Origin of the sequence: Paenibacillus sp. JZ16, assembly GCF_015326965.1 — a bacterium.
Classification (GTDB): domain Bacteria; phylum Bacillota; class Bacilli; order Paenibacillales; family Paenibacillaceae; genus Paenibacillus_AQ.
This window is the reverse complement of the sequence record NZ_CP017659.1, coordinates 5,963,474-5,977,308: the sequence shown is the minus strand read 5'-3', so window position 1 is coordinate 5,977,308 and position 13,835 is coordinate 5,963,474. Positions and strand designations below refer to the sequence as shown.

The window sequence follows — 13,835 nt, the reverse complement described above, 5'->3', positions numbered from 1 at the left end:
CCGTGGCACAAGGCTTTCCGCTTGGGTCCATGCAAAAAAAGAGACTTCAGAAAATAATGCAGTCTCTTCTTTCCTATTGGTGGGAGCTCCTGTATTTAGCAGGTGTAATGCCCTCATATCGGCGGAAAGCCCGAATCAGAGAATTTCGGCCCCAATACCCGACCTTCTCAGCAATTTCGTCAATTTTCAAATCGGTTTCAAGCAACAATTGCTTCGCCTTCATCAGCCGGTATTTCGCGATATATTCCACGTACTTTTCGCCAACCTCCTCCTTGAAGGTCCGGCTGAAATGCCCGATGGACATATTCATCATCCCGGCAAAATGTTCGATCGACAGCTCTTGATCGTAATGCTTATGAATGTACTCCAGAATCTCCATAAACTGTTGACTCCGGCTGCTGGAAGCCGGCTTCCGGAACAGAAAACCATGAATCTCCGTAAAGCAGCACGTAAGCTCGTCCCATGTCATGCAGCGATTTATCCGTTCGAACAGCCCCGAGTAATACGGAACGTTGAGTTCATTGCGCTCCGATTCCACCGCCCGAATCCAGGTGTTGAGCACATCGACAAGCAGATATTTCATCTGCACGGCTGTTGCATCCTTCCCCTTTCCCTCCTCCAGCAGAGCAAGCACGGAATGAAGCAGCTTGTCATACTCACGGGTTTTGTACTGATTGAGGATCCGCTGGACCTCCTGCACAGATAGGAAAGGATCCCACTGCTGCAGCTCCCGGGAAGGCTGACTTCCGCAAATCTCTACGGTGGAATGCAGCCCCCGGTACTTCAGCATGGCCAGGGCATGCTCATAAGACTGGTGCAGCTCTTCCATGGCGCGAACGGTCTTTCCGATCCCGATGGTCGCTTTATAATAAGCCCCGTATTCCTGGAAAATGTGCCGGATTTGCTCCGCTACTTTTTCAGGATGACCCTGGCCCTCCGTGATGTGACCATGCTCCACGATGCATGCCATCAGATCCGGCCTTGTCTGGCAGATCCAGACCATGCCGGGTGCCAGCCGAAGAATCTTGTCCTTCAGCTCGGTCAGCAAAAAAATCTTGGCGGATTCCGATGTCGAGTCGTAAACCGACCGGTCATAGTGGAAAGAGATGCACAGGACGGTCCTTGCCGCCTTGTGGCTGTAAGCAAACTCAATCTCCTTGGCGTAGTACTCAATCGATAAGGCATCGCGGTATTGCCCCAGCAGGATTTTCGTGAAAAACTGCTCCTGCACGATCGGCAGCATCCCGTTCACCATCTGGTACAGCTCTTTATTCTCCGTCATGATGAATTGGGAATAACGTTTGATGGCATCAAACTCGTTTCCTTCATGGCCGACTTCCCCATTCGGAGCGTGATGCAGCTTCAGCCCATCCTTAATCTCCCGGATCGGCCGGTATAATCGCCGGCTTAAATAATACGAGGCGAGTGCGCCGACTAGAAGGAAGAATACGAGGAACAACCAACAGATCCATCGGGTAATATAAACCGGCTTCATCAATGTGCCTAAGTCGATCATGCTGATATAATGCCAGGACGGATCGAAGCCGGAGGCCATGAAGGACTGCCCCCTCTTGTCCGATATCGTGAATTGCGAAGCAGTGCCGTCCGTACGTATTCGCTGCTGCAGAGCAAGCTGTTCCTGCTCAGTCAGTCCGTTCTGGGCGATCACTTTGGCCCCATGATCTACAATCGCCGTGCCCGTAACCCAGCTCTCCGGAATGTGAATCTGCTCCTCAAGCTTGTCTCGTTTCACTTCGACCAGGAGATAGACTTCAGGGGCGGTCGTATTAAACGGGTAGCTCATGGCAGCTGTCAAAGAGGCGGGGGAATCCATGAAATCCATCATTTTTTTGCCGGATAATTCGGCTTCCAGCTGATGGCGTCGGTTTAAATCCAGGGGATAGCGGGAACGAAAATAATAGGCTTTATTCGTGTAGGTTTCGGCATCGATCATCAAATCCTGGTGCACGAAATAATAATACGCCTTCTCGACCAAGTCATCGGATTCCAGCTGCTGCAGCTGCTCCCGCAGGGAATGAAGCAATTCCGGAAGCAGCAGGCTATCCGGCGAAGAGGCCATGGGAGCCAGAAGCACGCTCCGTAATCTGGAGGTGCTGAGGATATTAATCATGCTGGTCTTCAAGGATTGCAGCTCGGTGTCCGTCTGCTCGGAGAAGCGGTTCATCATCACTTGATTGAAACGCTCGGCATCCTTTTCAATGATGCGAACGACCAACACCTGAGCGAGAACCGACGCAACAATCACGGGAATGAGAATGAGGAGAAAATAGTTGGCGAATAGTCTCCAAAACAAGGTGTGCCTTCTGGGAGGTGGAGAATCAAGCTCCCCCGGCTCAGGAGATCGGTTAGGCGTTGTCCTGCGATTCATGAGTGTCCCCCCTTGTTATTTAAAATTGCAAGTAAACAAGGCTTGCATTTACGTCTACTATATTTAGATGTCAGTTATAATATTCGCCGCAACTTCCATGCATGGAGTTTGCACAGAAATGACGTTACCGGACATGTTTGCATCCATAGCAAAAAGAGCCAGGAATCTCCTGGCCCTTACGCATCCATTCAAAATCAACCTATTTTACAGTAAATCGTTGCGACACTCCAGTAGCACTCCATTAACCCGCTTGATCTATTCTTGTGGACACCGGAGGTTTTCTTAAAGAGAGAGACAACCAGACACAGTGGACGGCCAGCACCAGCAAAATGAACAGATCGTATCCGATAAATACATCACTATTGTCATTACCGACAAACTGGATAAAGTTATGAAGGAAGTGGAATAGAATCAGAGGGATGATATTTTGGTTTTTCACCATCAGTAGAGCCAATACGGCGCCTATAAGCAGAGCATATACAATCTGTAAAACCGTTTGGAATATGTCCTGCCCTGATAAGACGTTCAGTACATGCGTGACCGCAAACAGAGTGCTGGAGGTGATGACCGCGGTTGGAATGCCTTTGGGCAGCAGTGTTTTCAAAATCAATCCCCGATAGATGCTCTCCTCCACAAATCCAACGAGCAGTGTGAAGAAGATAAAGAACAGGATCTCCGATGCGCTGATTTCACGCATCCCCTTAAGAGAGATTGTAATTAGAATAAGAAGCAAGGGGGAATAATAGAGCCATCCGGCGGCCGGTATACTGTTCAGCTTACGGAAACCGAGCGGGTTCCACTTCTTTTTCCATGTAAAGTACGCTATCAACACAAGAGCGATTGGGATGAATGAGATCAGCACAGGCGAAGTGTAACTTAACTCTTTAATCGTAGAGTAAGCCCCAGCAGCAAATACGGCTAATAACAGCAGAACCTCGATAATGACAACGGTTAAAATCGGGTGTTTATGCGAAAAAGAATCCTTAGTTTTCCGGTTTAACATGGTTCAGATCCTTCCTCTCCATAATATCCTTCAACCATTGCCGTTCCATCTGAAAATGGTTCAGTCCATACGCCAGAACCGATACCCGATAGTAATAATTCTCCGGATGTTCGATCTCAGCCAATTCTCCAGCCACGACGTTCTGCACCGCTTCAAGCATGTGAATTTCCTGATCCAGCTTAAATATGTACTCGGCCAATCGTTTTTGACGAAGTTCTTCATCCAAATAATCAAAAAAGAAAATACGGATCAGCTGCTCATTGCGTCCTGTCTGCATCGGTCCAGACAACCAGTCGAGAAAAGCCTTTTCACCACTGGGCCGCAGAGAATATAGCTTCTTGTTTTTACTGTTATCCGTCTCGGTCAGCATAACCATGTCCTTCTCTGCGAGTCTCTTGAGCGCAGGATAAAGACTTCCGTAACTCGCTTTGTAGAAAGTGCCTACAGTGCTGTCGATTGTTTTCTTAAGATCATAGCCGCTCATTGTTCCTTCCATTAGCATGCCGAGGAGAATGTACTCCAGCAATGTCATCACCACATTTCATATAATATATCTGTTCGATATATCTGTTTGATATATTGATCATCGCATTTTTTCCAAAAGGAGTCAATATAATTTTCAACAAATAATTCTTGTTCTTGCGTTTATCAAACACAAACCAAAAACGCCCCCGCATCTGTCGCCAGACACCAGGGACGCTTATCCATCCATTCGTTCGTTTTATTCCATGCGCTCAAACACCTTAAACCTTCGATCTTCCTGCAATGCCACCAACGTATGTTCATCGACTACGTAAATTTCCGTGCCTTCCGGCAGCTCGTTCGACGATAAATGCGTATCCGGATATTGATCCGGTTCGAGCCGCTTCTGAATCGTGCCCGCCAAGGTCAAATCTGTCTCCGCAAAAGCCTCGGCACCCTCAATGTCTTTTCCAATATACTCTTGGTCATCGTACTTTAACAGAGACGCATAACTGGCCGACTGCTTGCTGCCGCAGCCCAAACATAGGATCAACAATAGGCTGATGATCGAAATCCCTGCTATCTTAAGCCTCTTGCCCATAAGTCTTCCTCCTTTGCGGACGTCTCCCTACGGTGTTTGTCATCTATCGATAACAGCTATTACAGCTCATCCAAGCGTTCCTTTAATGCCCGGGCATCATAACGAATAAAAGCACCGTTGACCGTGCCGACGAGCACTTCCCGTTCCGTTACGTTCAGCGCGCCGTTCTTGGCATACACCTCTCGCAAATCGACGCTGCCGGTGATTACGTTATGCAATCTGCCCAAGCTTCTGCCGTCTTCCTTGTTCAACACCACAAGATCGCTTCCCAAACTTACCAGCAGGTACGAATCCAGAATTCCGTAGCTGCTGCCAACCAGATGGGAGAGATCGTCGCCCGCTTTGGAAGAGGTCCCCATTTTCCATAGGATGCTACCGCTCTCTAGATCTATCGCTGCCGGAATGCCGTTCAATGTAAGATAGATTCGTTCTCCCTCGATGGCGCCGCGTGCGGCTTTGCCTCTCACGGTCCATATTTCCTTATCTTCCAGGCTGTCATACAATACGCTTTCGTAAGCGGTAGCCCCGCTGAAATACTCCCCGTTCAGCGCACGCTGCACCAATAGATACCGCTCATTCAGCACCTCGAACCTTTCCATCTGACGGGCCGGATACACGGCTTCGCGCGCCCCGGTTTCCATATTGAGCAGAACCCATTCCTTGCCAAGCAGCATCCATCTTGTTGTCATATCCGCAGGAGATACCGGATTGTAGCGATACCCTCCGATAAAATACGGATCTTGGGTCGGATCGTCCATAACCCTCTTACCAACCTTTACATTCCATGCCGCTTTGCCGGTGACCGGATCGTAAGCGGTAAGCTGTCCGTTCTGCTCGACGAGCACATACGGATCACCCGAACCTGCATTCAGCAAGCGGTGTTCGCTGGTCAACGCCTTTTTCCAACGCAGCTTTCCGGTTTCCTGATCCAGCACACTCAGCACGCTTTTGGTTTCGTTCAGATTCAAAGCCTCATCCAGAATAATCGTATCGGCCGCAGCCATCATGGTCAGGCCAAATTCATTCTTCGGCTTAACCTCCCACAACACTCGTCCATCCGACATTCGAATATGCCTCACTCTGGCCACATAATCCTTAACCTCCGGGTTATAAGCCGAGTACATCGTAACATGCTTCCGCTCCTTATCCGTGAAAGCCGTATACCAGCCAAATCCCGCATCCTCCTGCCACAGCTTCTTGCCGGTGCCACGGTCAATCGCATACAGGGAAGAATTATCGTGCATCCCGCTGTATCCGCCATCATCTCCCTTGAGGAGCAGGACATCCTCGTTTGCCTCAAGCAGGAAGGTGAAATTCAGATTGCCCTGATTTCGCCAGTCGGGTTCGGCTTCAATCGTCTTTTGAGGCGGCACGGCGGCAAAACGATAGGTAAACTCGTAATCATCGCCAGGACTGTAACTCCGCTCAAAAGATCCGGTCCCAGGAATTACCCACTCGCTGGATGTCAGCTTTCCGGATGGAGAGAACGTCACGGTATAATGGGCATCCCGCTGTTCATATCTCCAGGTCTCGCCGAGTATCATCGGTTTATTGGAGGACTCCTCCTGATTCCGCGATGTCTCCTTCACCTGCGGTTCGCCGAGCAGCTTTTTCACATATGAAGAAGGAGTCCCTTTCTTAAAAAGAAGCTCCGTCAAGTTGCGTAACATATCCGTCGTTACTTCCGAATTTCCATCGAGCAGACCATCAGGCATCGCCTTCTTGGCCGTCGTATCCTTACCCTGTACCCACATCATTGCCGGGCGGTAGATCCGGTAATCTTCCTTCCACTTGGAAGGTGCGACCATGACGCCGTACCAGTCCTTCCACTGGGCTACGGCGATGAGCGACGTTCCGGTTTGGGATACCGGCCATTTCATTGCGCTTCCGGGAGCAAGATATATACTGCCGCTGCTGCGCAGTTGAAGCGAGAGCGGGAACGTTTCTTTCACTTGGGCAGCTTCCTTGGAAACATACCATGTCGGGAGCCACAAGTCTCCCCGGGAATCGGATTGGATAAAGGCTAATTCCCCCTTCACGGAGGTAAGCCGGAGCCTTTCTCCCTTGGCACCGTAATAGCTCACCTTGAGATTTGTCAGATGGCTATTCTTACTAAGCGCATTAGGAAACAATGCAGCCTTCTGCTGAATCGTAACACGTTGGCCGGATGTAAAGCCCTCAGCTTCTGCAGCATCAGCGAATACGACATGTGCGCTTTCCTCTGTCCGCTGAGTTGGGTGCCCAACAAGTAAAATACAGACGGCTGCCGTTATTCCGATGAATAGCCGCTTTCGGATCGATACGCGTAAATTCACAGAAACCATCCTCTCCCATACAAGCCTATATAATGTAAACGCTATTATAAGGCAAACTGTTCCAAAATCAAAACAAAAAAACTCCCTTCCAGGAAAGGAGTCTATCCATCTCTTATTGCTAATGTACATTCACAAAAGATTCTCGTTAAAATGATTTCTGCTGCAAATTCACAATTAGCCGTCTTCTCCACATTATCGCACCTCCATACGCCAACTCGCTTCGGATAGAGTACGGCTCGGCGTTGGCCTGCCTGTCATTTTTCTGGTGCGGTTCGTCACCCCGTCCGATATGTCCCCCCATAACTGCCCGAGAAAGGATGCTGGAGCCATTGACGTGCTTCTATTGCTTGCTGTGGCCATCCCCTGAGCGGATCGATTCTCAATCCGTGTATCTTCGCTAGACATCTTGAACTCTGCGCATCCCGATAGCAACATGACACCAACAACCATCACAATGATTGTCGGCCATGCCATCGTAAGCCTGATGTTCCGTTTCGCATGATGTATGGATCCCATCCCGACTGCCTCCTTATGTACGTTCCTGAAGGAAAGTATAAGGAACACATCTTACCATTCCATGGTCCAAAATCTTAACGAATACTTAAATAAAGCTGAACAATTACCTTCGCCACGTTATAACAGATCTTAGCAAGCTTCTTCAACTTCTTTTTCTACCCCTTTTTTTGGACTGCTTAATGAAAAAAACTGATTTGTGGTTGTAAAAGGAATGGGAAATTCACCTATATATATGAAGGCCAATTAAACCATATATAAGGAGAGTTGACCAATGAGAAATGTATTGTATGTACCCTTGGATGACCGCCCGGTAAACCTTGATGATGTAATCAAACTAGGACAAGCCTCAGGCTTGAACCTGATAACTCCTCTTGCTGCAGATATTCGTAATCGGCTCGATTCGGTCGCAGAAGCTTCAGGCAGCCAACTTATAGGCACCTCGGCACCTACCTTTGGTAAACCGGAAGATATTCGTCAGTTCATATTGGGTCACGCCTCTTCCGTCCAGGGTTTTATTATTTCGATCGATATGCTCGTTTATGGAGGCTTAATCGGTAGCAGACGTTTACGAACAAGCGGAGGAGGAACGTATCCCCATTATGATTCAGGGACAGCAGACTTGCTTGACGTAATCCGCGAGATTAAACAGCTTTATCCCAACAAGCCAATCTATGTGTTGGATACCATTATGCGACTCGCTACGACCACATATGTGGAAGGACTCTCTTACAACGCGTACACAGAGTCTCGCAGTCTCATGGGGATAGCTCGCAAAAAATATACAGACTTCAACGATATTTTGAACGGCTATAATATATCCAGTGATGGCACCGAGTTGGGCGATACCGTCCACTTCAATAAAACCCATTACTACAATACAAGGCAGCATAAGTTTAAAACCAATCATTATGTCTTGGACAGACTTGTACGTCATGGTTATATTGATTTCCTGGCCGTTGGGGTGGACGATGCGAATAAAGAAGGCGTGCAAATGAATGAAATTCGATTTGTGGAGAACTACATCGATCGTTATCTAGGCGGTTGTGAGGGGCAAAATCCGAATCGGGCCATTATATTGCCTGATGCAGATGGCTTGGGTCATTCTCTGGTAGCACGGATGGCTAATCAATTGCATCGGGAAGGAAGAAAAACGCAAATTTCGGTGCAATATTTCGGTCCTCATGGATCCACAATCATCAACAACTATGAATACATGACTGTTCATCAGAATATTCTTCGTCATATTGATGTTGTTGGTGGCCAATGTGTCACTAGCACGCCAAACATTGAAATCCTGGCAATCACAGACGAAACACAGGTGTCCAGTGCCGTAAGCCGTATCCATGCCAATGGAACAAACTTTGTAGCAACTGTGGTCATGGATTTCACGGGAAAAGGCTCTGCCAATCCAACGGTAACGGAAGCGCTGCTAGACAGCCAGTACACGGGACGCCTATTGGGTTATAGTGCATGGAATACTGCCGGGAACCTTATGGGCATCTCGCTTGGCATGGGGCAAGCGCGCTACGCTTTTTTGGTATCAGAGTCCTCTGCCTCCGAATTGAACATGGCCGTGAACGCTCATGGGTCACTACTCTTCAAACGATTTTTGAAGGATTATTATTATAAGAGGCTTGCTGTAGTCGATGTCCGAAGCTATTCCAGAACTCCAAGCAATATTCGTTACGATAATCTTCAAGCCTCATTCGCTGATCAAAACATGCGTCTCTTTAACACAGAATCAGCTTACCAGCAAGTGTTCACGATTCTTCGAGATCAAATGCAGATCCACAAAACAACGCTGGCCGGAAGGAACGCTTTCCTGATCGGTGCCCCCACTCCGACATGCAATGTCAAACAAATAAAGGGGTCTTCGTGGACATTGTCAGAATACGACAGTGCTTCGCTGGTTTATGACAATCCTGATTTCATCTGGTGGCGCGCCTTTGAGATCACGCTCAATCCTAAGGTCACACTCCAATAATATGAGAATGAAAAAGGACAGCTCGGTCTTTATCGGAGCTGTCCTTTTTCTATTGTCCTTTTTGTGAGTGGATTTCTACAGTGAATTCAATAATTCAACTTATAGAGTAGATTACCATTTCACAATAGATGTAAAAAATGGTACAATGAAACGAGAACAAATGTTCCCGTTTTGTAGTTCGTTAACTTTCTCTTTCTCTTTCTCTTTCTCTTTCTCCCCTAAATAATGAATACGATGATAGACAGGCATAGGAGGGATGCTTTATGAAAAAGCATATAACAGCATACGAGCGCTATAAAACTGAAATTTATCGAATTGGTTGGAGAATACAATATCAGGCTAAAAAACTTAGAAAACGAGAAACGCTATACCCTGATTTTAGTACCGTGCAGACGGGGTCATTTCATGCTAGATCCGATGACCGCATTTGGATTGGTCAATTACTGGATTCATTACCCCCTCAAGGAAGAACCATTATATATAAACTCTTCTTAGAAGACCTCACTGAAGCGGAAGTAGCCAAGCAGCTCCATATCTCTCAACAGGCGGTGAACCGATGGAAAAGAAAAATGATCCAAAAGTTATCTCAGATCGCGAATTCATGATTTTGCTGCAAGCTGCAAAGCAGAATGAAGATCAAGCCATTCTGCAACTCATTGATTTATACAAAGACGATATCATGAGAATCAGTCAATATATCTATATGCCTCAAGAGGATGCCATATCAACAATTGTCCTGGAGTTTATGGAAGTGATTCGAGAGAACAATGATACGTATGAGCCAGACTGAATTTCTTTTGAACCCTTTCCCGGTTCAGAGCGAATATAAGGATGGGACGCTTTATTCTATCGACCATCCATTTCAGGTTTACGACGAACACGGTTAATTGTCTGCCTGTGAATCAAACGACTTCTCTTCCTTTTTCCTTTTTCCAGTATAGAACAAACCCAGTACCGCCCGAGGTACTGGGTTCTGTTTTACAGAAATTGCATTCGTTTTGCAGGCCCTCTGTCAAGGCTCGCTCATTCAAGATAACACTATACGACTGTAGGAAACCTCGTTTCAAAGGTCGTTCGCTGCCGATCGCTCCGTACCCGGATTTCGCCGCCCTGAACTTCCACTATGCTCTTCGTAATGGCCAATCCCAAGCCGGTGCCACCGGTCTGCTTCGAACGAGATGCCTCTACACGGTAGAAGCGGTCAAAAATGAACGGCAAATCCCGCTCGGGAATCGGATCGCCATAGTTGGTGAAGCTGATGCTCACCCGATTGCCATCGCTGCGGACGGCAATGTCGATCCTTTTGCCCGACTCCCCGTAACGGATCGCATTGGAGATCAAATTCTCATAAGCCCGGACGAGCTGGGCGCCGTCTGCAAGAACTACAAGCCCTTCCTCTGCAGCAAGCTTACATTCCAGCCCGGCTTTCTCCAGGGCAGGAACGAATTCCTCGATCAGCTGTCTCATGAACTGAGCCATATCGATCTCCCGGATATCCAGCGGAAGCCCGTTATTAATCCGGGTGTATTCGAATAAATCATCAATCAGCTTCTTCAGACTTTGCGCTTTCTCATATGCGATATTTACGTAATAACGCAGCTCCACTTCATCCTGGTACCGGTCTCCCTCGATAACCTCCAGAAATCCCAGTATCGATGTAAGCGGCGTCCGCAAGTCATGGGAAACTCCCGTAATCAGATCATTCTTTGTTTTTTCCGCGTTACGCTCCTCCAGAATGGATTGGTGAAGCTGCCTGCTCATCTGGTTGATGCTCTCGGCCACCTCACCCAGCTGGCTGCCTGACTGAACCGGAATGTCGGTGTCGAAATTCCCCTTGGCAATCTCGCGAAGCCCATTCCTGATTTCTTCCAGATAAACGTTCAGCTGATCGGTCATACGGTTTATGCTGGAAGCGACGACACCTAATTCGTCTAGGGATTTGAGCTCGATTCTGGAATCGAATCGCCCCGCCGTAATGTCCTGAAGGCCAGTCTGAATTTTCTGCAGATCAAGGACAAACCACTTTGTGCTCACATAATAGCTGACCAAAAAAAGAATAATGCCCGCAACCAGCATAACCGGATCCGAGCCAATGTTGTTAATGATCCAGACGAGCGGCGGCTTGATGGCCGGAATAGAGAGTATCAGCGTACTTAATGCGTAGAGTATGATAAGCAGGGCGGCCGTGATGCCGATGCTGGCAAGCAGCATAAGCAGCATCTTCAGGCGGATGCTATGAAGCTTCATTATTTTCAAGTTCGTCACCTCTGCTTAAGTTTACTCTATTTTATAGCCAATCCCCCACACCGTCTTAATATATACCGGCTGCTGCGGATCCTTCTCGATCTTCTCGCGCAGCTTGCGAATATGTACCATGACTGTATTTTTCGATTCCATGAACGGTTCGTTCCACACCTCGGTATAAATCTTGTCCATGCTAAGGACGAGTCCGCGATTGATGGCCAGCATATGCAGCAGAGCAAATTCGCGGGGCGTCAGCTTAATCTCAACGCCTGCCACCGCCACCCGGTGGGAAGCGACATTAATAACCAGCTCATCGATCTGGATTTCGTTCTCATCCCTCACCGAGTTACTGTTCAGCTGTTTGTATCGGCGGAGCTGCGATTTGATTCTTGCGATCAATTCCAGCGGGCTGAACGGCTTGGTCACGTAATCATCCGCGCCGATGCTGAGTCCGGCGATCTTGTCAATCTCCTGACTCTTGGCCGACAGCATGATGATCGGCGTGTTGTTCTCCTCCCGAATTCTCATGCATGCCTCAATGCCATCCATCTGCGGCATCATGACATCAAGTATGATCAAATCCACTTTATGGGTTCTTAGAATCTCCAGCGCTTCCAGGCCGTGAGATGCGGTGAGCAGCGTGTAGCCCTCATTCCTGACGTAAATCTCCATCAATTTCAAAATTTCGGTTTCATCATCAACCATTAATATCGTAACTCCAGACATGGCTCCTCCTTGATCAACGGCTGCCAGAACAACGCCGTACGGCGCCATTCTTCACGGATGTCAGACTGCGTGGTGCGGTAATGGTTGTCTCTTCGCTTCGCCAGAGCCATGCCCTCGTCTTTGGATACGTCCTGGTTTGCCATGAAGCAGACTACGAACCGGAAAGCGGCACAGACGGCGAATCGACTGGTTTAACCGACTTCTTCGCCTTCGGAATATTACCGAATATCACCCATGAGCCTGGTATAAATCGAACCGTCAATTCTACCACGATCCATGAACAGCCTAATGCTGCCGCAAAACCGCCTGCATACCACAGGTGGGTTAGCATGGAATTCCCCGTAATTAACGGAAACTCCCGGTAGACGAGCAGAAAGAACGGATGAATGAGATATATCCCGAAGGATACGGCACCCAGTCTTTCCAGCGCCGGCGTCCATCCCCGCACCCCTGCCCGATAAAAAAGAATCGCAAGCTGGAGCAGAACGAGCGCCCCCAGGTACGTATGCATATTCCACAGCAGCTCATACAGCGTTGAATTATACCCGGTTCCATGCAGCCGGCTGTTGTAATAAATGTACACATGCCCGAGACCGGCCGCCGCCCATGCGATCCACAGCACCACCCAGGCGGTAATGCGATGAGGCCGTGCATTCGCGCGGCTAATAACAAGCCAGGCTTTCAGTTTCGGGTAATAGATGCCGATAAAAGCACCCAGCATGAAATAGGCAATGTAGGACAATGCCCAGCTTCCTTTATTCGGTACCTGCCAATAATACTTATTCATTAGTATAAACGTCCACTGGATCACCAGTCCAATCGGTATCGCCCATTTTGCAAGCTGGGGCACCTTCTTGAACAGCCACAATACGAGCGGAAACAGCACATAAAACTGAATGCTGATAAATACGAAATAGAGATGCGTATACGCTTTGCCCGTCAACAGCTTTTGCACAAAGCTCTCCATCGTCTCACCGAACGGCCTGCCCTGATAATACAAATAGTGCAGCAGCGCGAAGTAGAACACGGAGAACAGCGTATACGGAATGATAATATACAGCAGTCTTTTCTTGTAAAATCCGCCGATCAGCTTCTTCGTTATGGGACGGTCATAGTAATTATAGAAGAGTACCAGACTGCTCAAAAATATAAATGTCGGCGTTCCGAATTTCATGAAGATGTTCATGAAGTTGTACATAAAAAAGTAGTTGGAATCCGTCATCGCAGATACGGCATACGATGTGGAGTGAACGGACAGCACGCCGAGGATGGCGAATGCGCGTACCAATTGCAGCTCGGGAAGACGTTCCCTTGACAAAGATTTTAATTTGTTCATGACAGTACCCTCTCATCCTTAAAATCCGATTATTCTCGTTCTTGCGATCAGATTCATCAAGTATAGTAGACAGTTCTTAACGCCATACTTCCAAATTCTTATCATTTGCTTAAGATTACGGTCCTTCCTCCTAATAAAATTCTCCTTGATCATGAAGAATCCTTGGACTTACAATAAGAAAAACATCTATCGACGTACTTTCTCAGAGGAGAGACCGCGTATAGCGGAAGTTTTTCTTGCGAGATAAGGATGGTAAGCC

13 protein-coding genes are annotated in these 13,835 nt (G+C 47.9%); 3 read left to right on the top strand and 10 right to left on the bottom strand.

The window, feature by feature from the left end; all coding sequences use genetic code 11:
- Positions 1-73: 73 nt before the first annotated feature.
- From BJP58_RS26710 to BJP58_RS26685, 6 genes are all read right to left on the bottom strand, one after another.
- Positions 74-2,389, bottom strand: a complete 2,316-nt coding sequence (locus BJP58_RS26710) for a helix-turn-helix domain-containing protein (RefSeq protein WP_194541301.1) — start codon at positions 2,387-2,389, stop codon at positions 74-76.
- Between the two features lie 241 nt (positions 2,390-2,630).
- A complete protein-coding gene (locus tag BJP58_RS26705) occupies positions 2,631-3,392 on the bottom strand; it encodes a CPBP family intramembrane glutamic endopeptidase (RefSeq protein ID WP_194541300.1) in 762 nt (253 codons plus the stop codon).
- Entirely contained in the window at positions 3,373-3,924 is a 552-nt protein-coding gene (locus BJP58_RS26700) for a PadR family transcriptional regulator (RefSeq protein WP_113060227.1), read from the bottom strand. The genes BJP58_RS26705 and BJP58_RS26700 overlap by 20 nt, the downstream gene beginning before the upstream one ends.
- 189 nt (positions 3,925-4,113) lie before the next feature.
- Positions 4,114-4,455 carry a hypothetical protein gene (locus tag BJP58_RS26695; protein WP_194541299.1) on the bottom strand — a complete coding sequence of 114 codons (342 nt, stop codon included), beginning with the start codon at positions 4,453-4,455 and terminating at the stop codon, positions 4,114-4,116.
- Between the two features lie 59 nt (positions 4,456-4,514).
- On the bottom strand, positions 4,515-6,770 hold the full coding sequence (locus BJP58_RS26690; RefSeq protein WP_194541298.1) for an outer membrane protein assembly factor BamB family protein: 2,256 nt from the start codon (positions 6,768-6,770) through the stop codon (positions 4,515-4,517).
- 192 nt (positions 6,771-6,962) lie between these two features.
- Complete coding sequence (locus BJP58_RS26685) at positions 6,963-7,286, bottom strand: hypothetical protein (RefSeq protein ID WP_194541297.1); 324 nt, start codon at positions 7,284-7,286, stop codon at positions 6,963-6,965.
- A gap of 271 nt (positions 7,287-7,557) precedes the next feature.
- Here BJP58_RS26685 and BJP58_RS26680 point away from each other — a divergent pair, with 271 nt between their 5' ends.
- The 3 genes from BJP58_RS26680 to BJP58_RS26670 all read left to right on the top strand — a co-directional run bounded on the left by BJP58_RS26680 (position 7,558) and on the right by BJP58_RS26670 (position 10,060).
- The gene (locus BJP58_RS26680; protein WP_194541296.1) at positions 7,558-9,270 is read left to right on the top strand and encodes a DUF4127 family protein; all 1,713 of its coding nucleotides are present in this window, start codon (positions 7,558-7,560) and stop codon (positions 9,268-9,270) included.
- A 263-nt stretch (positions 9,271-9,533) separates the two neighbouring features.
- Positions 9,534-9,875 carry a sigma-70 family RNA polymerase sigma factor gene (locus tag BJP58_RS26675; protein WP_194541295.1) on the top strand — a complete coding sequence of 114 codons (342 nt, stop codon included), beginning with the start codon at positions 9,534-9,536 and terminating at the stop codon, positions 9,873-9,875.
- A complete protein-coding gene (locus BJP58_RS26670) occupies positions 9,872-10,060 on the top strand; it encodes a hypothetical protein (RefSeq protein WP_194541294.1) in 189 nt (62 codons plus the stop codon). Before BJP58_RS26675 ends, BJP58_RS26670 begins: the two co-directional genes overlap by 4 nt.
- Before the next feature lie 248 nt (positions 10,061-10,308).
- Here BJP58_RS26670 and BJP58_RS26665 read toward each other — a convergent pair whose 3' ends face one another.
- Genes BJP58_RS26665 through BJP58_RS26650 form a run of 4 tightly spaced genes read right to left on the bottom strand, consistent with a single transcriptional unit; the run spans position 10,309 to position 13,576 of the window.
- On the bottom strand, positions 10,309-11,526 hold the full coding sequence (locus BJP58_RS26665; RefSeq protein WP_194545075.1) for a sensor histidine kinase: 1,218 nt from the start codon (positions 11,524-11,526) through the stop codon (positions 10,309-10,311).
- Positions 11,527-11,547: 21 nt separating this feature from the next.
- A complete protein-coding gene (locus BJP58_RS26660; protein WP_113060234.1) occupies positions 11,548-12,240 on the bottom strand; it encodes a response regulator transcription factor in 693 nt (230 codons plus the stop codon).
- On the bottom strand, positions 12,219-12,383 hold the full coding sequence (locus BJP58_RS26655) for a hypothetical protein (RefSeq protein ID WP_194541293.1): 165 nt from the start codon (positions 12,381-12,383) through the stop codon (positions 12,219-12,221). Before BJP58_RS26655 ends, BJP58_RS26660 begins: the two co-directional genes overlap by 22 nt.
- Positions 12,384-12,391: 8 nt before the next feature.
- Positions 12,392-13,576, bottom strand: a complete 1,185-nt coding sequence (locus tag BJP58_RS26650) for an acyltransferase (protein ID WP_194541292.1) — start codon at positions 13,574-13,576, stop codon at positions 12,392-12,394.
- Positions 13,577-13,835 lie beyond the last annotated feature (259 nt).